Raw genomic sequence first — 18420 nt, 5'->3', positions numbered from 1 at the left:
CGGCCCCCGACAGCCCCCTGAACCCCTGGTCCCCGCGATCCCCCGCCGCCCCCGGCCCCCTACACCCGGCTGACGTCGTACACGCCGGGTACGTCCCGCATCGCGCGCATCAGCGCGGGCAGGACCGCCGCGTCGGGCATCTGCAGCGTGTAGCTGTGGTGGACGCGCTGTTCGACGGGCGGCTCGACGGTGGCGGAGATGACCTCGACGCCCAGCCGGGCGATGGCCTCGGTCAGGTCGGCCAGCAGGTGCGGCCGCCCGAACGATTCGGCGGTGAGGGTGACCCGGCAGTCCGCGGTGGCCCGCCAGTGCACGGCGACCGAGGTGCGGCCCACGGAGCGCATCTGGGCCACGGCCGGGCAGTGCACCCGGTGCACGGTGACGGCCCCGCCGCGTACGACGAACCCGGCGACCGCGTCCGGTGGTACGGGGGTGCAGCATCCGGCGAGGCGGACGTGCGCGTCGGGCAGGTCGGCGACGGCGTTGCCCCCGCCGCCGCGCAGGCCGGCCACGGACAGCGGCGGCCTGGGTGCGGCGGTGGCGGGGCCGGGGCCGTCGGGATGGGTCTGGAGCCAGCTGCCGATGGCGATGCGGGCGGCCGGGGTCCTGGCGTGCTCCAGCCAGTCGGGGGCGGGCCCGGAGGAGGCGTCCTGCGCGAGGAGCAGCTGGACGGTGTCCCCGTCGGAGAGGGGGGAGGAGAGGGAGGTGAGGCGCCCGTTGACGCGGGCGCCGATACAGCCGTGGGCCGCCTCGCCGTGCTGCGCGTAGGCGGCGTCGATACAGCTCGCGCCGGCCGGCAGGCCGAGGGTGCCGCCGTCGGCGCGGAAGACGGTGATCTCCCGGTCCTGGGCGAGCTCGGCGCGCAGGACGCTCCAGAAGGTGTCGGGGTCGGGCGCGGACTGCTGCCAGTCGAGGAGCCGGGAGAGCCAGCCGGGGCGGGTGGGGTCGACGCGTTCCTCGTCGCAGTCGGCGGCCGTGGCGGTGGCGGAGGAGGCGGCTGCGGTCTCGCCGGTGGCGTAGGGGTTGCCGAGGGCGACGACCCCGGCTTCGGCGACGCGGTGCATCTGGCGGGTGCGGACGATGACCTCGGCGACGTACCCCTCGGGGACGGCGACGGCGGTGTGCAGCGACTGGTAGAGGTTGAACTTCGGTGCGGCGATGAAGTCCTTGAACTCGGAGACGACCGGGGTGAAGCAGGTGTGGAGTTCGCCGAGCACCCCGTAGCAGTCGGCGTTCTCGGCGACGAGGACGAGGATGCGGCCGAAGTCGGAGCCGCGGAGTTCGCCGCGCTGCCGGGAGATGCGGTGGAGGGAGACGAAGTGCCGGGGCCGGACCTGGACTTCGGCGGCGATGCCGGCGTCGCGCAGGACGGTGCGGACGGATTCGGCGATGGCGGCGAGGGGGTCGTCCTGGCCCGCGCGGGCGGCGATGAGGGCGCGGGTGTGCTCGTACTCCTCGGGGTGGAGGATCGCGAAGACGAGGTCTTCCAGCTCGGTCTTGAGGGCCTGGACGCCGAGGCGTTCGGCGAGGGGGATCAGGACGTCGCGGGTGACCTTGGCGATGCGGGCCTGTTTCTCGGGGCGCATCACGCCGAGGGTGCGCATGTTGTGCAGCCGGTCGGCGAGTTTGATGGACATGACGCGGACGTCGTTGCCGGTGGCGACGAGCATCTTGCGGAAGGTCTCGGGTTCGGCGGCGGCCCCGTAGTCGATCTTCTCGACCTTGGTGACGCCGTCGACGATGAAGCAGACCTCGTCGCCGAACTCCTCCCGGACCTGTTCGAGGGTCACATCGGTGTCCTCGACGGTGTCGTGGAGGAGAGAGGCCGTCAGGGTGGTGGTCTCGGCGCCGAGTTCCGCGAGGATGAGGGTGACGGCGAGCGGGTGTGTGATGTACGGCTCACCACTCTTGCGCATCTGGCCGCGGTGGGAGTGCTCCGCGAGCAGATAGGCCTTCCGCAGAATGGACAGGTCGGCGTCCGGATGGTGGGCGCGGTGGGCTTCTGCTACGTGTCCGATGGCGTCGGGCAGGCGGTCGCGGGACGTGGGCCCGAGCAGGGCGGCGCGCCCCAGGCGGCGCAGATCGAGTCGACTACGGCCTCGTCTGCGCAGCTCAGGGCGCATCTCGGCATGTGCTTCGGGGTTCGTGGCCTCTGCACTCATGGGCACCTCCGGCGGCTTCGACCGGCGGTGGCGGGCATGGGGTGAGCCCTCAGGGCCGGTGCCTGATGTTACCGACCCCACCACGTGGCGCAGTCCACCTCTCGCTCAGCGTGAAACGGATCACCCATGAGAGGGAATCTTCAGGCGAAAGCCGTTTCGGTGAGCCAGGCGGCTTCGAACTCGCCGGAGGCGACGATGACGGCGGGTCCGGTCATGTCGACGCGGCCGTCGGGGTGTTCGGTGATGACGAGGGTGCCGCCGGGCAGGTCGACGGTGTACGCGACGGGCTGGCCGGTGGCGGCGGGGTCGGCGCCGTCCCGGCGGATGGCTGCGACGGCGACGGCGCATGCGCCGGTGCCGCAGGAGCGGGTCTCGCCGGAGCCGCGTTCGTGGACGCGCATGGCGACGTGCCGCGGGCCGCGGTCGACGACGAACTCGACGTTGACCCCGGCGGGGTAGGCGGAGGCGGGGCTGAACGGCGGGGGGCTGTACAGGTCGCCGGCGTGGTCGAGGCTTTCAACGAACGCGACCGCGTGCGGGTTCCCCATGTTCACGTTGCGCGCGGGCCAGGAGCGCTCGCCCACGGACACGGTGACGTCGCCCTCGGGGAGCAGGGCGCGGCCCATGGAGACGGTGACGTCGCCGGTCTTGTCGAGGTGGACCTGCTTGACGCCGCCGCGGGTGGCGACGGCGAGGTCGCCGGGCTCGACGTGGCCGGCGTGCTGGAGGTAGCGGGCGAAGACTCGGACGCCGTTGCCGCACATCTCGGCGATGGAGCCGTCGCTGTTGCGGTAGTCCATGAACCACTCGGCCTCGTCGGCCATGTGCGCGGCCTCGGGGTGGGCGGCGGAACGGACCACGTGCAGCACACCGTCGGCCCCGATGCCGGCCCGGCGGTCGCACAGGGCGGCGACTGCGGTGGCGGGCAGCTCGATGGCGTTGTCGGGGTCCGGGACGATCACGAAGTCGTTCTCGGTCCCGTGGCCCTTGAGGAAGGAGAGGGTGGTGTGCGTCACCCGCCCATGGTACCGAGCCGTTCCGGGCCGTGACCTGCGGGACCGGCATGCGGACGGGCCGGGGCCCCGGGCCGTCGCGGTGGGGCGGCGCGGTCAGCGCAGCCGGGCCACCCGGTACACGGCGAGTGCCACGACGGCCAGTGCGACCAGCGCGTACAGCGCGGCCATCCGCCAGTCGGGGCGGCGGCCGCTGCCGCGCGGCGGCAGTCCGGGCCAGGTGTAGCCGACGCGGCGCGCGGCCATCATGCCCCAGCCGCCCGCGCAGGAGCTGATGAGGAAGCCGAGCATGGCGACGACGGCTCCGCCGTCCCCGAACTCGAAGGCGAGGGGGAAGGCGAACATCAGGGAGCCGGCGGCGGCGAGCATCACGATGGGCGCGATCTGCCAGATCCGCAGGCGGCGCTGCGGGCGCAGCTCGACCTCGAACTCGGGGCCGGCGGCCTCCGTGCCCGGCTCCGGGGCGTCGGGGCCGTCGGGGCTCAGCCGGGCCGGTTCGGCGGGCAGCCCGAGGCCGTCGGCGTCCGCACCGGAACCCCCGGGGGTGCCGGTGGCGGCACCGGTCGCGCCGGGGCCCGCCGGGGCGTCCGGCGTGCCGGGGCCCGCGGGCGCACCAGGCTCACCGGGCCCGTTTCGGAGCATCGGGTCCGCTCCCCGCCTGGTGTCGTCCCGCCCCGTGTCACGAGGGCCGGCCTCCATAGCCACGCGCCCTCCCCACTCGGACTTCGTACGCCACTGTTCAGAAGTTTGATGATGGCACGGACGCGGGCCCGCGACGGGCACACGGGGCTTCCCGATGCAATCACGTGATCAGGCTGTGACCGCTCGTTCGACCAACGACTGCGCGAGTCCGGGGAGTTCCCCCCGGTCGGCGGCGGCTCCGCTGAGCCAGTGCACGCGGGGGTCCCGGCGGAACCAGGAGTCCTGGCGGCGGGCGAAGCGCTTGGTGGCGCGTACGGTCTCGGCTTTCGCCTCGTCCTCGGTGCACTCTCCCGCGAGGGCGGCCAGCACCTGCTGGTAGCCCAGTGCCCGGGAGGCGGTGATGCCGTCGCGCAGTCCCCGGGCCTCCAGGGTGCGGACCTCGTCGACGAGGCCGTCGTCCCACATGCGGTCCACGCGCAGGGTGATCCGCTCGTCGAGTTCGGGGCGGGCCACGTCGACGCCGATCTGGACGGTGTCGTACACCGACTCGTGGCCGGGCAGGTTGGCGGTGAAGGGCTTGCCGGTGATCTCGATGACTTCCAGGGCCCGGACGATGCGGCGGGCGTTGCTGGGCAGGATCGCGGCGGCGGCGGCCGGGTCGGCGGCGGCAAGGCGGGCGTGCAGGGCGCCGGGGCCGCGCAGGGTGGCCTCCTCCTCCAGCCGGGCCCGCACCTCGGGGTCGGTGCCGGGGAACTCCATGGCGTCGAGGGCGCCGCGCACGTAGAGGCCGGAGCCGCCGACGAGGACGGGGGTGCGGCCCTGGGCGAGCAGCTTGTCGATCTCGGCGCGGGCCAGCCGCTGGTACTCGGCGACGCTCGCGGTCTCGGTGACGTCCCAGATGTCGAGGAGGTGGTGCGGGACCCCGCCGCGCTCTTCGAGCGTCAGCTTGGCGGTGCCGATGTCCATCCCCCGGTAGAGCTGCATGGAGTCGGCGTTGACGACCTCGCCGTCGAAGTGGCGGGCCAGGGCGACGCCCAGGTCGGACTTTCCGGCCGCGGTGGGACCGACGACGGCGATGACCCGCGGGGCGGGGGCTGGATTCCTCACTGACACAGTCTCGCAAACCCGGCGGCATGTACCCGATCGGGTGAGGTGACGGGGTGCGGGCGGGGTCGTTGCCCTGAAGAGGTTCCGGCCCCGGCGTGCGCCTGGCGCGCATCTGGTGGAGGCCGGTCGGGTCAGGGCGGAACTTCACCCGCACGAGTAACGTTATGGGAGTAGCAATGGGCGTTTTTGACCGGATTTTTCGTCGTAAGGAAGAGGTAGTGGCCGAGCCGGCCGCCGCCGAGGCCGGGGCGGCGGAGGCGCTGGAGGCGGAGACCGAGCCGGCCGCAGGGGCCGAGGAGGTCACGGAGGCCGTGGAAGCCGGGTCTGCGGCGGCCGGGACCCCCGCGGCGGAGGCCGTGGAGATTCCGAAGCAGCAGTCGGCGGAGGCGGCCGCGGACAGCGAGGCCGGCGAGGGCGCCCGCACGTAGCCACGCCACTGGAAGGTGCCCCATGGGGTTCATGGACAATCTGAAGGCCAAGCTCGCTCCGGCGAAGGACAAGGTCGGCGACCTCGCGCAGCAGCACGGGGGCAAGATCGGCGAGGGCCTGGACAAGGTCGCCAAGGTCGTGGACTCCAAGACCCATGGCAAGTACAGCGACCGGATCACGACCGGCGCGGACAAGGCGAAGGACGCCCTGGGCAAGATCGCGCACAAGGACACCCCCGGCGGGCCGACGCCGCCGGCCGCTTCCTGACGCGATGACGGCGCGAGGGGCGCGGGATCGGCTGATCCCGCGCCCCTCCGGCGTGTGCGCGTACGGGTCCGGCGTGTGCGTACGGGTCCGGCGTGTGCGTACGCGCCGGCCCGCGGCCGCTACGACCAGGCGGCCACGAAGTACCCGACCCCGTACGGGGCGTCCTCGTACAGCAGCCGGCCGTCCAGGCCCGCACCCTCCGCGGCACCCGCGAGCACCTGCCAGGGCGCCCGGCCGGCGGCCAGCAGCTCGGCGGCGAGCCCGGGGTCCAGCGCGGCCAGCGCGGCCGTGTCGGCGGCGCCCAGGGCCCGCGCGGCGGCGGCGTCGAAGGCCGCGGCGCGCTCGTCCAGGTAGCCGGGGGCCTTGAGGGTGCGGCAGGCGCTGCCGTCCCCGAGGACCAGCATGGCCACGCGGTCGGCGGAGCCGCCCAGGTCCGCGCCGAGGAGGCCGCAGCCGCTCGGCGGGAGGTCCTCGGCGACGGCCACCCCGGCGACCGGTGCGCCCGCCCAGCGGGCCTGCCCGAGCAGCCAGCCGGCCACCGCGAGGGAGGGCGGGAGGGCGGTCCCGGTGGCCTCGCCGCTCGGCGGTTCGCCCAGGTCCGGGCCCAGGGTGACGGTCAGGTCCACGCCGAAGCCGGCGAAGCTGCCGGGGGTGCCCTGGTCGTAGCCGCCGCCCTCGGCCGCGGCGCCGACCACGACCAGCAGGTCGGGCCGGGCTGCGGCGAGCACGGCCAGCGCGTCGGAGCAGGCGGTACGGGCGTCGTCGAGTTCGGCGGCGGCGCCCGCGGCGACCTCCGGCACGAGGAGCGGCGGGGCGGGGCAGACGGCGGCGGCTACGAGCATGATCCGCAGCCTAGCCGCCCCGGCCCCCGCGCGGTCAGTCGACGGCGCAGCCCGAGGTGGCCACCGGCAGCGGGGCCGGGACGCCGATGGACGGAATGCCGAGCATGACGCCCGCCGGCTGCGCCGGGGCGGCGTTGCGCTTCTCCCAGGCGTCGCCCGCGCGGGTGCGGCGCACGGCCTGCGTCGGGCCCTCGGCGAGGAGGTGGTGCGGGGCCGCGTAGGTGATCTCGACGGTGACCACGTCGCCGGGGCGGACGTCCTCGTCGGGCTTGGTGAAGTGCACGAGGCGGTTGTCGGGGGCGCGGCCGGACAGGCGGGCGGTGGCGCCGTCCTTGCGGCCCTCGCCCTCGGCGACCATGACCTCCAGGGTGCGGCCGACCTGCTTCTTGTTCTCCTCCCAGGAGATCTCCTCCTGGAGGGCGACCAGGCGCATGTAGCGGTCCTGGACGACCTCCTTGGGGATCTGCCCCTCCATCTCGGCGGCCGGTGTGCCGGGGCGCTTGGAGTACTGGAAGGTGAAGGCGCTGGCGAAGCGGGCCTCGCGGACCACGTGCATCGTCTGCTGGAAGTCCTCCTCGGTCTCGCCGGGGAAGCCCACGATGATGTCGGTGGAGATCGCGGCGTGCGGGATCGCGGCGCGGACCTTCTCGATGATGCCGAGGAATCGCTCCTGCCGGTACGACCGGCGCATCGCCCGCAGGATCGGGTCCGAACCCGACTGGAGCGGCATGTGCAGCTGCGGCATCACGTTCGGGGTCTCGGCCATCGCGGCGATGACGTCGTCGGTGAAGTCCTTGGGGTGCGGGGAGGTGAAGCGGACCCGCTCCAGGCCCTCGATCTGTCCGCAGGCCCGCAGCAGCTTGGAGAAGGCCTCGCGGTCGCCGAGGTCGGAACCGTAGGCGTTGACGTTCTGGCCGAGCAGGGTGATCTCGGAGACGCCCTCGGCGACCAGGGCCTCGACCTCGGCGAGGATGTCGCCGGGACGGCGGTCCTCCTCCTTGCCGCGCAGCGCCGGGACGATGCAGAAGGTGCAGGTGTTGTTGCAGCCGACGGAGATCGAGACCCAGGCGGCGTACGCGGACTCGCGGCGGGTCGGGAGCGTGGAGGGGAACGCCTCCAGCGACTCGGCGATCTCGATCTGCGCCTCCTCCTGGACGCGGGCGCGCTCCAGCAGGACCGGCAGCTTGCCGATGTTGTGCGTGCCGAAGACCACGTCGACCCACGGGGCCTTCTTGACGATGGTGTCGCGGTCCTTCTGGGCGAGGCAGCCGCCGACGGCGATCTGCATGCCGGGGCGCTTCGTCTTCATCGGGGCGAGCCGGCCGAGGTTGCCGTACAGCTTGTTGTCGGCGTTCTCGCGGACGGCACAGGTGTTGAAGACGACCACGTCGGCGTCGCCGTCACAGCCCTCGGGCGCGCGGACGTAGCCGGCGTCCTCCAGCAGACCGGACAGCCGCTCGGAGTCGTGCACGTTCATCTGGCACCCGTAGGTGCGCACCTCGTAAGTTCCCTTGGGGTCCACCACTGCCGTGCTCCGGTCGCCGCTGCTGGTCATACAACAAGGGTAGGCGGTGCCGGAGGGCCCTCCGGCCGCCGGTGCCGCCCGCCCGCCGGGAGGCGCCGCAGGACCGAAGTCGAACAGGCCTGCGATCTAGAATCGCCGCCCATGGAGCTGTCCCAGTTGCGGTACCTCGTGGCGGTGGTAGACGAGGGCGGCTTCACCCGGGCCGCCGAGCGGCTGCACGTGTCCCAGCCCGGGGTGAGCGCGCAGGTCAGGCAGCTGGAGCGGGAGCTGGGGCAGCGGCTGCTGGACCGTTCGGGGCGGCGGGTGACGCCGACGGAGGCGGGCGCGGCCGTACTCGTCCACGCACGGGCCGCGCTGGCGGCGGTTGAGGGGGTCCGGCGGACCGCCGACGAGTTCTCGGGGCTGCTGCGGGGGCGCGTGGCGCTCGGGCTGGTGCCCGGGGCGGCGTCGGCGGCGGTGGGCGCCTTCGACGTGGTCGGGCTGCTGGGGGACTTCCACGACGCGTACCCCCGGGTCGAGATCTCGCTGGCCGAGGACACCTCGGAGCGGATGCTGGCGGCGCTGCGGCGCGGGGAACTGGACGTGGTGGTGGCCGGGCTGGCCGGGGAGCCGCCGCAGGGGATCACGGCGCGGGTGGTGCTGGACGAGCCCCTCGTCGCGGTGGTCCGGGCCGCCGACCCCCTCGTACGGGCCGCGGTGGACGGCCGGCTGCCGCTGGCGGAGCTGCGGGGGCGGGCGCTGATCGCCCTGCCGCGCGGTACGGGGCTGCGCGGGGTGCTGGAGCGGGCCTGCGCGGAGGCCGGGTTCGGCCCCCGGGTGGACTTCGAGGCGGCCGCGCCGGCGGTGCTGGCCCGGCTGGCGGGGCGGGGGCTGGGGGTGGCGGTGGTCCCGGAGGGCGCGGAGTCGGCGGCCGGGCCGGGGGTACGGGCGCTGCGGATCACCGGCCCGGAGCTGCGGGGCCGGGTCGCCCTGGCCTGGCGCACGGAGGGCCCGTCCGGCACGGCGGCCGCCCACCTGCTGACCCGCCTCCGCGCAGCCCTGCCGGACCCTGCCGGGGGCGCGGGCTAGGCCGTCGCCGGGCGAACGCGGCGCCAGCCGGGGGTGCAGCGCGGCGGCGCGGCCGGAGCGGCAGGGCGGCGGTCGGTCGGTCGGCGCGGGCGGAGGTGCGGGCGGCAGCGCGGGCCTGGGCGCGGCCGGAGGACCGGGGCGCGGCGACCCGGGCCGGGTGGGCACGGCGAGCGGGCCCGGACGGACGCGCGGGACGGCAGCCGGGGCCCGGCGGACACGACGGCAGCCCGGGAGCAGGGGCGGCGGGCGCGGGCCCCGCGCGGCCGGAGGTGCGGAGCGGGGGCTGGGGGTGGCGGGGGTGGCCGTGACAGGACGGTGGGGTGGGTGGGAGGATCCCGGCATGTCCCTCGTACCTCCCCGCATCAGCCGGCGCCGCCTCCTTATTGGCCTGGTCGCCGTCCTGGTCGTGCTCGGGGGGCTGGTGTGGTGGCCGAAGCCCTTCTGGGAGCCCGGCCTCAAGGGCGAGCTGACCTTCAGCACGGGTGTGCGTACCGGCGTCTACCACCGCTACGGGCAGCTGCTGGAGGGGGCGCTCGCGCAGGACATGCCCGACGTGAAGGTGCGGCTGGAGCCCAGCGAGGGTTCGCAGCAGAACCTCCAGCGGGTCGCCGCCGGGCAGGCCGACTTCACCATCGCCACGGCGGACGCGGTCTCCAAGTACCGGGCCGACGGCAAGCCGGGCGCCGACCGGCTGCGGGGCTGCGCGCGGCTCTACGACGACTACGTGCAGCTGGTGGTGCCCGCGGGCTCGCCCGTGCAGTCGGCCCGCGACCTGCGGGGCAAGCGGGTGGCGATAGGACAGGACGGCTCCGGGGTCCGACTGGTGGCCGAACGGCTGCTGACCGCGGCGAAGCTCAACCCGCACAAGGACATCACCCCCGTCGGGATCGGCATCGACACCATGCCCGCCGAGCTGGAGGCGGGGCGGATCGACGCCTTCTTCTGGTCGGGCGGGCTCCCGACGACCGCCGTGCGCGAGCTGTCGGAGCGCTTCGACATCCGGCTCGTCCAGCTGGGCGACCTCGTCGAGCAGCTCCAGGGCAGTGGCAGCCCTGCCCGGTACTACCGCGCCGCGGTGATGCCGCAGGACGCGTACGCGCGGGCCCGCAACACCTCGTCGGTGGCGACGCTCGCCGTGCCGAACCTGCTGGTGACCCGGGAGGACACCGGTGCGGAGCTGACGGAGCAGTTCACCCGGACGGTGATCCTGAGCCGGGACGGGATCGGGCACCAGGTGCACGCCGCCCAGCTGGTGGACCTGCGGACGGCGATCTACACGGACCCGCTGGACCTGCACGAGGGGGCCCGGCGGTACTACCGCTCGGTCAAGCCGTAGGCAGCAGCATCATCGCGGCGGCGGCCGCGCCGATCAGTCCGGCGTGGGTGCCGAGGGCGGCCGGGACCACCTGGAGGTCCTTCACGAAGGACAGGGCCGCGTACGAGGCCAGGTGCCGCCGGACCGGTGCGAAGAGGGTGTCCCCGCTGGCGGCGACCCCGCCCCCGATCACCGCGACGTCGGTCTCGACGAGGGTGGCGGTCGCCGCGATGGCCGCGGCCAGGGCCCGCCCGGCCCGGTCGAAGGCGGCCACCGCCACCGGGTCGCCGGCGGCGGCGGAGGCGGCGACGCCCGCCGCCGTGGGGTCGGGGCCGGTCCAGCCCTGGGCGAGGGCCCAGCGGGCGATGGCGGTCCCGGAGGCGAGGGACTCGACGCAGCCGCGGCCCCCGCAGGCACACGGCTCCCCGTCGAACGCGACGCTGATGTGGCCGATGTGACCGGCGTTGCCGGTGGGGCCGGGGTGGAGCTGGTTGTTCAGGATCAGGCCGCCCCCGACCCCGGTGGAGACCACCATGCACAGGGCGTTGGCATGGCCCCGGGCGGCGCCGAGCCAGTGCTCGGCGGCCGTCATGGCCACCCCGTCGCCGACCAGGACGACCGGGATCCGGGCCCCGCGCGCCGCCAGCTCGGCGGCGATCCGCTCCTGCACGGGGAACTCCCGCCAGGCGCCGATGTTGACCGGGCTCACGGTGCCCCGCGAGGTGTCCACCGGGCCGGCGCTGCCGATGCCGCAGCGGACGGCCTGCGCCCACACGGGGTGCTGCGCCAGGTCGGCGATCACCTCCGCGACCGCCGCCATGACCCCGTCGGCGTCCGTCCCGCGCGGGGTGGGACGCCGGGTGACCGCGGTCATCGCGCCGTCGGGGTGGACCAGCGCCCCGGCGATCTTCGTCCCGCCGATGTCGATCGCCACGGTCGGGCCGGCGACGGCCGCCGCGGCCGCCGCGGCACCGCGCGGCACGGGGAAGGCTGAGGTGGGGGTGGTCACGGAGGCGCTCCTGCCAAGGGGTCGGATTTCAGTATGACGTCGGCGGCGGGGCCGTACTCTCGCGGGGTTCCAGCCGGGGCAGCTCGCTCTCCCGGGCCCGGGGCGGCCCTCCGGCGAGGAGCGCGAGGAGTTCCTCTGCGGCGAGCCGCCCGAATCCGGCGGTGTCGCGGACCAGCGCGGTCAGCCGGGGGTGGGTGACCCGGCACAGGGCGGAGTCGTCCCAGGCGACGATGGAGAGCCGGCCGGGCACGGGGATGCCCAGCCCGGCGGCGACGGCGCTGCCGGCCACCGCCATCACGTCGTTGTCGTAGACGAGGGCGGTGGGCGGCTCCGGCTCGGCGAGCAGCCGGCGGGTGGCGGCCGCCCCCTCGGTGTCGGAGTAGTCGGTGGTCACCGACCTGACGTGGTCCTCGGGCAGCCCGAGCCGACGGGCCTCGGCGCGCAGCGAGGCGATCCGGCGGGCCGTGTGGGCGAGGCCGGGCAGGCCGGCGACGTGCGTGATCCGGCGGTGCCCGAGGCCGTGGAGGTGTTCCAGCACCCCGGCCATGGCACGGGCGTCGTCGGCCCAGACGGACGACAGCTGCGGCGGCGCCTCCACCCCGGCCCCCGCCTCCGGCTCCCCCGTCCCGCCGACGAAGACGGCCGGGAGTCCGAGCCCGGCCAGGAGCTCCGGGCGCGGGTCCTGCGTACGGGGGTCGACGACGATGACCCCGTCCACGCGGCGTTCGGCCCACCAGCGGCGGTGGACGGCGCATTCGGCGTCGACGTCCTCCACGACCTGGAAGAGCAGTGCCGTCCGGCCGGCGGAGAGCACCTCCTGTATGCCGGAGACGAGCTGGAGGAAGAACGACTCGACGCCGAGGGTGTGCGCGGGCCGGGCCAGGACCAGCCCGACGGCGCCGCAGCGTTCGCCGGACAGGACGCGGGCGGCGTGGTGCGGCTGCCACCCGAGTTCCTCGGCGACCCGGCGGACCCGGGCGCGGGTGCCCTCGGAGACCCCCGGCCTGCCGTTGAGGGCGAAGGAGACGGCGCTCTCGGACACTCCGGCCCCGCGGGCGATGTCCTTGATGGTGGGTCTGCGGGCCATGCCTGCCTCATCCCTCGGTGACGTGGACTGCGTTGGGGCGGACCGTACGCGATCCCGGGCCCCAGGTCCGCCCCCGCGACGAACCGGCTCGACGGCGGCAACAACCCTGACATGAAAGGGATTTGCCGACGAAAGGCATGCACACCCCACACTAAACCGCAATACCCGCCCACCCACGGGTCACCCACCGCCCTTGCCCCGCACGGGCTGAAGCGCATAAGTACCGCCACGGTGGGAATCCGGCCGCCCGGCGGCAAAGGCGCTGTTGACTCCGCCCCGTGCGGCCCGGCAGTTTGTGGGCGTCCGGCGCCTTCCCCCAGACCCCGGGACCTGCCATGCACCGTGCCCCCTCCCGCTCCCTCCGCTTCGGCGTCAACTACACCCCGGCACGCGGCTGGTTCCACCACTGGCTCGACTTCGACCCGGACGAGGTCGGGGCCGATCTCGACTCGATCGCCGCCCTCGGCCTGGACCACGTACGGGTGTTCCCGCTGTGGCCGCTCTTCCAGCCCAACCGCACGCTGATCCGGCCGCGCGCCGTCGAGCAGCTCGTCGCCCTCGCCGACGCGGCCGCCGCGCGCGGGCTCGACGTCGCCGTGGACGGGCTCCAGGGCCACCTGTCGAGCTTCGACTTCCTGCCCGCCTGGACGCGGACCTGGCACCGGCGGAACCTCTTCACCGACCCGGAGGCCGTCGCCGGCCAGGAGGAGTACCTGCGCACCCTCGCCGCCGCGCTCGCCGGCCGGCCGAACTTCCTCGGGATGACGGTGGGCAACGAGATCAACCAGTTCTCCGGCCCCCCGCACCCCGACCCCGACCGCGTCACCCCCGAACAGGCCGGCCGCTGGCTGGAGACGATGCTCGCCGCCTGCGAGCGGGGCGCACCGGGGCGGCTGCACGTGCACGCGGAGTACGACGCCGCCTGGTACCAGGACGGGCACCCCTTCACCCCGGCCCAGGCGGCCCGGCTGGGCGCCGCCACCGTCGTGCACTCGTGGGTGTTCAACGGCACCGCGCAGCGCCACGGCCGGACCGGGACGGCGACCGAGCACCACGCCGCGTACCTGATCGAGCTGTCGAAGGCCTGGGCCGCCGACCCGGAGCGCCCGGTGTGGCTCCAGGAGGTCGGGGCGCCGGCGCCGCTGGTCCCGCCGGAGCACGCCGCGCGGTTCACGGCCGCCACGCTGGCGGCCGCGCTGGACTGCCCCGGGCTGTGGGGGGTGACGTGGTGGTGCTCGCACGACGTGTCCCGGGAGCTCGCGGACTTCCCCGAGCTGGAGTACGGCCTCGGCGTCCTCACCAACGACCGCCGGACCAAGCCCGCCGGGGCCGTCCTGGCCCGGATCGCGGAGGCGTGGCGGGACCGCGAGCACCGCCCGCCCGTACGGTCCACGGCGCTCGCGCTGGACGGGGCGGGCGACCGCTCGGCGTGCGCCCCGGGCGGCGCCTTCTTCGAGGCCTGGGCCTCCCTGACGGCCCGGGGCGCCCGCCCCGCGGTGGTCCTCGCGGACCGCGCGCAGGACCCCGCCCACCTGTCCGCACGCGGCATCACACAAGTGCTCCACGTCAAGGAGGTCGGATGACGGCACCCCACCCCGTCCCCGTCCCCACCCCGTCCCCGTCCCCACCCCGCCCGAGCAGCACCGTGAGGAGCCCCGCGATGCCCGATCCCTCCCCCATCCCCGCCCCCTTACCCCCGGCCAGACGCACGATCCTGGCCGCCACAGCAGCCACCGCAGCCACCGCCGGAGCCGCCCTCCTCGGCCCGCCCGCCCCGGCGGCAGCCGCGCCGGCCCCCGCCCCCACCCCCACCCCGCCCGCCGGCACCCTGGCCCCCCACGCCTCCTACTGGTTCCCCGGCACCCTCCCCCACGGCACCCCCGCCCCCGGCGTCGTCTGGCGCTCGCTCGCCGACTGGACCCCGGAGTCGGATCCGGACCTCGCGCACAACACGGCGTCCGTGCCCCTCGCCCCGCGCTTCACCCCGGTCCCCGCGCACCGCGGCGCCCGCGCCGGCCAGGCCCGGATCTCGGCGCTGGTCTCGTTCGGGCCGACCTCCGGCAACCCCTCCCAGGGCTCGGCGACCGCCGACTCCTACGCCCTGACGCACTGGGCGTACCTCGACGAGCTGGTCTTCTGGGGCGGCTCCGCCGGCGAGGGCCTGGTCCTGGCCCCGAACGCCCCCGTCGTCGACGCCGCCCACCGCCACGGGGTCCCGGTGCTGGGCAACGTCTTCCTGCCGCCCGTCCCCTACGGCGGCGACCTCCAGTGGACGCGCGACCTGGTCCGGCGGGAGTCCGACGGCCGGTTCCCGGTCGCGGAGCAGCTGGTCCGGGTGGCGGTGGCGCACGGCTTCGACGGCTGGTTCGTCAACGCCGAGACGGACGGCGGGGACAGCGCCCTCGCCACCCGCATGCGGGAGTTCCTGCGGGCGCTGCGGGCGGCGGGCGCCCCGCACGGGCTGCGCATCACCTGGTACGACGCGATGAACAGCACCGGGAGGGTCGGCTGGCAGGGCGCCCTCAACGCGCTCAACCAGGAGTTCTTCGAGGACCGTTCGGGCCGGGTCGCGGACACGGTGTTCGTGGACTTCCGCTGGACGGCGCGCTCGCTCGCCGACTCCGGCGCCCTCGCGGACCGGCTCGGGCGCAGCCGCCACGACCTGTGGGCGGCCGTGGACGTGGAGTCCAGGGGCTGGGACGCCACCGTCGACTGGGACGCGATCGTCCCGCGCGACCGCGCCCACGTGGTCAGCCTCGGCCTCTACCGGCCGGAGTGGACCCGCAACCACCTCGCGGACCGCTCCCCCGGCGCCTTCCACCGCGCCGACGACCGGTTCTGGACGGGCGAGTCCCTGGACCCGTCCCGCCCGGCGCCGCAGGCCGCCTGGCGGGCCCCGGCCACCTTCACCGCGGACCGCTCCACCGTGGCCGGACTGCCGTTCGGCTGCTCCTTCAACACCGGGCACGGGCTGCGCTGGTACGAGGAGGGGGCGGTCACCTCCGAGGAGCCGTGGAACCACCTCGCGCTCCAGGACCGGCTCCCGGGCCGGCGCTGGGTGGTGGACACGTCCGGGGCGCGCCCCGCGGTGACCCTGGACTTCGCGGACGCCTGGCGCGGGGGTTCCAGCCTGCTGGTGGCGGGCGCGCTCACCGCGCCCGTCGCCGTCGGCCTGCACGCCACCCGGCTGCCCCTGACCGGCTCGGCGGTCGCGGAGCTGGTCCACGCGAGCGGCACGGGCCCGGTGGCCGTCGAGCTGGGGGTAGCCCTCCGCGAGCCGTCCTCCCCCGGCGCGCCGGTTCCGTACACCTGGCTGAAGGCCGCTCCGCAGGGCTCCGGCCGGGGCTGGCGGACCTCCCGGGTCCCCCTCGGACACCTGGCCGGGAGGACCGCGTACGCCCTTGCCGTACGGATCACCGCACCCGGGAAGGCGGCGGTGTCCTGGCGGCTCGGCGCCCTGACGGTACGCGACACCACCGCGCGGCGGCCCCCGGCCCCGCCCTCGCACCTCAGGGTGGAGGCCGTCTCCCCGCAGGGCGACGGTCGTGCCGAGCTCCGCCTGCGCTGGGACCGGGCGGCCGGGCCGGTCCGGCACTACGAGCTCCACCGCCTCCTCCCCGACGGCACCCGCCGCTTCCTGGCCGGCACCTGCGCGGCCGCCCTCCACCTGCCTTCCGTGGTCCGCGCGGCCGGGGAGCGGGCGGCGGCCTTCGAGCTGCGGGCGGTGGACGAGACGTACGCCGTCTCCGCGCCGGCCGCCACGGGGCTGCCCTGGGACTTCGCGGACGCCCCCTAGTCCGTCCGGGTGTCCTGGGGGTCGGTGCGGGGTACGGCCACGGTCACGCGCAGCCCGTGCGGCGGGTTCGTCTCGTAGGAGATGGATCCGCCGCCCGCGGCGAGCAGGGCGCGGGAGATCGACAGGCCGAGACCGGAGCCCTTGACGTTCTGGTGGCGGCCGCTGCGCCAGAAGCGGTCGCCGACGCGCAGCAGCTCCTCCGCGGTCAGGCCGGGTCCCCGGTCGGCGACGACGACGAGCGCGCTGCGGCCCTCGGCGGAGACCGACACCTCGACCTCCTCCCCGGCGGGGGTGAACTTCAGGGCGTTGTCGATCACGGCGTCGAGGGCGCTGGACAGTGCGATGGGGTCGGCCCAGCCGGTGACGGCGCTGCGGCCCGCCTCGGTGAGGCGTACGCCCTTCTCCTGGGCGAGGGGCCTCCAGGCGGCCACCCGCTCGGCGGTGAGCTCCGCGATGTCGGTGAGGCTGATCTCGGCGGAGGCGTGCTCGGCCAGCGCCAGGTCCAGCAGGTCGTCCAGGACCTGGGCGAGGCGTTTGCCCTCGGTGCGCACGGAGGCGATCTCCTCGTTGCCCTCGGGGAGTTCGAGGGCGAGGAGCTCGATGCGCAGGAGCAGCGCGGCGAGCGGGTTGCGCAGTTGGTGGGAGGCGTCCGCGACGAACGCCCGCTGCTGCTCCAGTACCTCTTCGACGTTGTCGGCCATCTCGTTGAACGACCGGGCCAGGCGTCTGAGTTCCGGGGGTCCGCCGGCGGCGGCGACGCGGGAGTTCATCCGCCCGGTGGCGATGCCGTGGGCGGCGGCGTCCAGGGTCTGTACGGGCTTGAGCACCCAGCTGGTCAGACGCAGGGCCGCGCCGAAGGCGACGAGCATGGCGGCGGCGAGGCCGGCGGCGATGATCAGCCAGCCGCGCAGGATGCGGGCGCGCATCTGGTCGGTGGGGGATTCGGTGGCGACGACGGCGACGACGTCGCCGTCGAGGACGACCGGGGAGACGACGAGGAGCTTGCCGTTGGTCTGCCAGGGCCAGACCTGGCCGGGGTCGTGGCTGCGGCGGCCGGCGAGGGCCTCGTCGAAGGCGCGCTTGCCCTCGCCGGACTCGGGGAGCTGCCACCAGCCGGGGGCGCGGACCATGGCGTTGTCGTCGCGGTAGAAGATGCCGACGCGGATGCCGTACAGCTCCTGGTAGCGGGCGAGTTCGAGCTGGAGGGTGTCGCGGCGCTCGTCGGCGCCGGTGGCTCCGGAGCCCTCGGCGTCGATGACGAACTGCGCGAGGGCCGCGAAGCGGGCGCTGTCGTCGATGCGGTCGACCACCACCCGCTGCTGCTGGCCGGCGGCGAGGCTGACGCCGAGCGGGAGGCCGAGCGCGATCAGGACGCCCGCCATCAGGATGACCAGGAGCGGGAGCAGCCGGGTGCGCACGGCGGGGTCCCGCTAGGGGGCGGCCGGGGTGACGAGCCGGTAGCCCACACCGCGGACGGTCTCGATGAGCGCGGGCATGCCCAGCTTGGAGCGCAGCGAGGCGACGTGGACCTCCAGGGTGCGGCCGGTGCCCTCCCAGCTGGTGCGCCACACCTCGCTGATGATCTGCTCGCGGCGGAAGACCACGCCGGGCCGCTGGGCGAGCAGGGCCAGCAGGTCGAACTCCTTGCGGGTGAGCGGTACGTCGCTGCCGTCCACGGTGACGCGGCGGGTGGGCAGCTCCACGGCGACGGGGCCGAGCCGGACCGTGCCGGGGGCGCTCTCGGCGGTGGCGGCCTCTTCGGAGGTGCCGGTGCGCCGGGCGACGGCGTGGATGCGGGCGAGGAGCTCCCCGGTGTCGTACGGCTTGACCACGTAGTCGTCGGCGCCCATGTTCAGGCCGTGGATGCGCGAGCGGACGTCGCCGCGGGCGGTGACCATGATGACGGGCGTGGAGGTGCGCTTGCGGATCTTGCCGCAGACCTCGTAGCCGTCCTGGTCGGGCAGGCCCAGGTCCAGCAGGACCACCCCGAAGGGCTTGGCCCCGGCCGGCAGCAGCGCCTGGAGGGCTTCCTCGCCGTTGCGGGCATGGGTCACCTGGAAGCCGTGCCGGGCGAGGATCGCCGACAGGGCGGCGGCGACGTGGTCGTCGTCCTCGACGAGCAGCAGCCTCATGGCGTCCCCCTTCCCGTTTCTTCCGA

General features: G+C 75.1%; 16 protein-coding genes. 6 read left to right on the top strand and 10 right to left on the bottom strand.

Features of this window, described 5'->3' with window-relative positions; translation table 11 throughout:
• Positions 1 to 59: 59 nt before the first annotated feature.
• The 4 genes from ACIPW5_RS07295 to miaA form a co-directional block, all read right to left on the bottom strand.
• Positions 60 to 2162, bottom strand: coding sequence for a RelA/SpoT family protein (locus ACIPW5_RS07295; RefSeq protein ID WP_401241562.1), 2103 nt, complete (start codon positions 2160 to 2162; stop codon positions 60 to 62).
• 140 nt (positions 2163 to 2302) lie between these two features.
• Positions 2303 to 3178: a diaminopimelate epimerase gene (dapF, locus tag ACIPW5_RS07290; protein ID WP_401241559.1), complete on the bottom strand. Its 876-nt coding sequence runs from the start codon at positions 3176 to 3178 to the stop codon at positions 2303 to 2305.
• Between the two features lie 93 nt (positions 3179 to 3271).
• Positions 3272 to 3874 carry a hypothetical protein gene (locus ACIPW5_RS07285; RefSeq protein WP_401242227.1) on the bottom strand — a complete coding sequence of 201 codons (603 nt, stop codon included), beginning with the start codon at positions 3872 to 3874 and terminating at the stop codon, positions 3272 to 3274.
• Between the two features lie 111 nt (positions 3875 to 3985).
• Positions 3986 to 4924, bottom strand: coding sequence for a tRNA (adenosine(37)-N6)-dimethylallyltransferase MiaA (gene miaA / locus ACIPW5_RS07280; protein WP_401241557.1), 939 nt, complete (start codon positions 4922 to 4924; stop codon positions 3986 to 3988).
• Between the two features lie 218 nt (positions 4925 to 5142).
• Here miaA and ACIPW5_RS07275 point away from each other — a divergent pair, with 218 nt between their 5' ends.
• A complete protein-coding gene (locus tag ACIPW5_RS07275) occupies positions 5143 to 5352 on the top strand; it encodes a gliding motility protein (protein ID WP_401241554.1) in 210 nt (69 codons plus the stop codon).
• A gap of 22 nt (positions 5353 to 5374) precedes the next feature.
• Positions 5375 to 5620, top strand: coding sequence for an antitoxin (locus ACIPW5_RS07270; protein ID WP_401241552.1), 246 nt, complete (start codon positions 5375 to 5377; stop codon positions 5618 to 5620).
• Positions 5621 to 5739: 119 nt separating this feature from the next.
• Here the strand turns inward: ACIPW5_RS07270 and ACIPW5_RS07265 are convergent, their stop codons facing one another.
• A complete protein-coding gene (locus tag ACIPW5_RS07265; RefSeq protein WP_401241551.1) occupies positions 5740 to 6462 on the bottom strand; it encodes a class III extradiol dioxygenase subunit B-like domain-containing protein in 723 nt (240 codons plus the stop codon).
• A 34-nt stretch (positions 6463 to 6496) separates the two neighbouring features.
• A complete protein-coding gene (miaB, locus tag ACIPW5_RS07260) occupies positions 6497 to 8017 on the bottom strand; it encodes a tRNA (N6-isopentenyl adenosine(37)-C2)-methylthiotransferase MiaB (protein ID WP_401241549.1) in 1521 nt (506 codons plus the stop codon).
• A gap of 111 nt (positions 8018 to 8128) precedes the next feature.
• On the opposite strand from miaB, the gene ACIPW5_RS07255 reads away from it, so the two are divergent.
• Positions 8129 to 9055: a LysR family transcriptional regulator gene (locus ACIPW5_RS07255; RefSeq protein WP_401241547.1), complete on the top strand. Its 927-nt coding sequence runs from the start codon at positions 8129 to 8131 to the stop codon at positions 9053 to 9055.
• A 340-nt stretch (positions 9056 to 9395) separates the two neighbouring features.
• Positions 9396 to 10391, top strand: a complete 996-nt coding sequence (locus ACIPW5_RS07250; protein WP_401241545.1) for a TAXI family TRAP transporter solute-binding subunit — start codon at positions 9396 to 9398, stop codon at positions 10389 to 10391.
• Here the strand turns inward: ACIPW5_RS07250 and ACIPW5_RS07245 are convergent.
• Entirely contained in the window at positions 10381 to 11304 is a 924-nt protein-coding gene (locus tag ACIPW5_RS07245) for an ROK family protein (RefSeq protein WP_401242225.1), read from the bottom strand. The two genes, ACIPW5_RS07250 and ACIPW5_RS07245, sit on opposite strands and share 11 nt — an antisense overlap.
• Positions 11305 to 11407: 103 nt before the next feature.
• Positions 11408 to 12466: a LacI family DNA-binding transcriptional regulator gene (locus tag ACIPW5_RS07240; RefSeq protein ID WP_401241542.1), complete on the bottom strand. Its 1059-nt coding sequence runs from the start codon at positions 12464 to 12466 to the stop codon at positions 11408 to 11410.
• Positions 12467 to 12801: 335 nt separating this feature from the next.
• Between ACIPW5_RS07240 and ACIPW5_RS07235 the strand changes: the two genes are divergently transcribed.
• Together ACIPW5_RS07235 and ACIPW5_RS07230 are read left to right on the top strand one after the other, a co-directional pair.
• A complete protein-coding gene (locus tag ACIPW5_RS07235) occupies positions 12802 to 14049 on the top strand; it encodes a glycosyl hydrolase (RefSeq protein ID WP_401241539.1) in 1248 nt (415 codons plus the stop codon).
• A 77-nt stretch (positions 14050 to 14126) separates the two neighbouring features.
• On the top strand, positions 14127 to 16262 hold the full coding sequence (locus tag ACIPW5_RS07230) for an endo-beta-N-acetylglucosaminidase (RefSeq protein WP_401241538.1): 2136 nt from the start codon (positions 14127 to 14129) through the stop codon (positions 16260 to 16262).
• On the opposite strand, the gene ACIPW5_RS07225 is transcribed toward ACIPW5_RS07230, so the two are convergent.
• Positions 16259 to 17680 carry an ATP-binding protein gene (locus tag ACIPW5_RS07225; RefSeq protein WP_401241535.1) on the bottom strand — a complete coding sequence of 474 codons (1422 nt, stop codon included), beginning with the start codon at positions 17678 to 17680 and terminating at the stop codon, positions 16259 to 16261. The genes ACIPW5_RS07230 and ACIPW5_RS07225 overlap by 4 nt on opposite strands.
• Before the next feature lie 12 nt (positions 17681 to 17692).
• Positions 17693 to 18394, bottom strand: coding sequence for a response regulator transcription factor (locus ACIPW5_RS07220; RefSeq protein ID WP_401241533.1), 702 nt, complete (start codon positions 18392 to 18394; stop codon positions 17693 to 17695).
• Between the last annotated feature and the right edge of the window lie 26 nt (positions 18395 to 18420).

It is taken from the genome of Streptomyces sp. NPDC090077, assembly GCF_044747545.1.
GTDB lineage: Bacteria > Actinomycetota > Actinomycetes > Streptomycetales > Streptomycetaceae > Streptomyces.
Note: the sequence above shows the minus strand (reverse complement) of the source record. Positions and strands in the feature narration are given on the sequence as shown.

What these genes read in the sequence shown, in the direction of transcription:
- ACIPW5_RS07220 (WP_401241533.1), bottom strand. Translation starts at nt 18,394, where the DNA reads ATGAGGCTGCTGCTCGTCGAGGACGACGACCACGTCGCCGCCGCCCTG.
- ACIPW5_RS07240 (WP_401241542.1), bottom strand. Translation starts at nt 12,466, where the DNA reads ATGGCCCGCAGACCCACCATCAAGGACATCGCCCGCGGGGCCGGAGTG.
- ACIPW5_RS07255 (WP_401241547.1), top strand. Translation starts at nt 8,129, where the DNA reads ATGGAGCTGTCCCAGTTGCGGTACCTCGTGGCGGTGGTAGACGAGGGC.
- ACIPW5_RS07295 (WP_401241562.1), bottom strand. Translation starts at nt 2,162, where the DNA reads ATGAGTGCAGAGGCCACGAACCCCGAAGCACATGCCGAGATGCGCCCT.
- miaB (WP_401241549.1), bottom strand. Translation starts at nt 8,017, where the DNA reads ATGACCAGCAGCGGCGACCGGAGCACGGCAGTGGTGGACCCCAAGGGA.
- ACIPW5_RS07270 (WP_401241552.1), top strand. Translation starts at nt 5,375, where the DNA reads ATGGGGTTCATGGACAATCTGAAGGCCAAGCTCGCTCCGGCGAAGGAC.
- ACIPW5_RS07250 (WP_401241545.1), top strand. Translation starts at nt 9,396, where the DNA reads ATGTCCCTCGTACCTCCCCGCATCAGCCGGCGCCGCCTCCTTATTGGC.
- ACIPW5_RS07265 (WP_401241551.1), bottom strand. Translation starts at nt 6,462, where the DNA reads ATGCTCGTAGCCGCCGCCGTCTGCCCCGCCCCGCCGCTCCTCGTGCCG.
- ACIPW5_RS07235 (WP_401241539.1), top strand. Translation starts at nt 12,802, where the DNA reads ATGCACCGTGCCCCCTCCCGCTCCCTCCGCTTCGGCGTCAACTACACC.
- ACIPW5_RS07230 (WP_401241538.1), top strand. Translation starts at nt 14,127, where the DNA reads ATGCCCGATCCCTCCCCCATCCCCGCCCCCTTACCCCCGGCCAGACGC.
- ACIPW5_RS07285 (WP_401242227.1), bottom strand. Translation starts at nt 3,874, where the DNA reads ATGGAGGCCGGCCCTCGTGACACGGGGCGGGACGACACCAGGCGGGGA.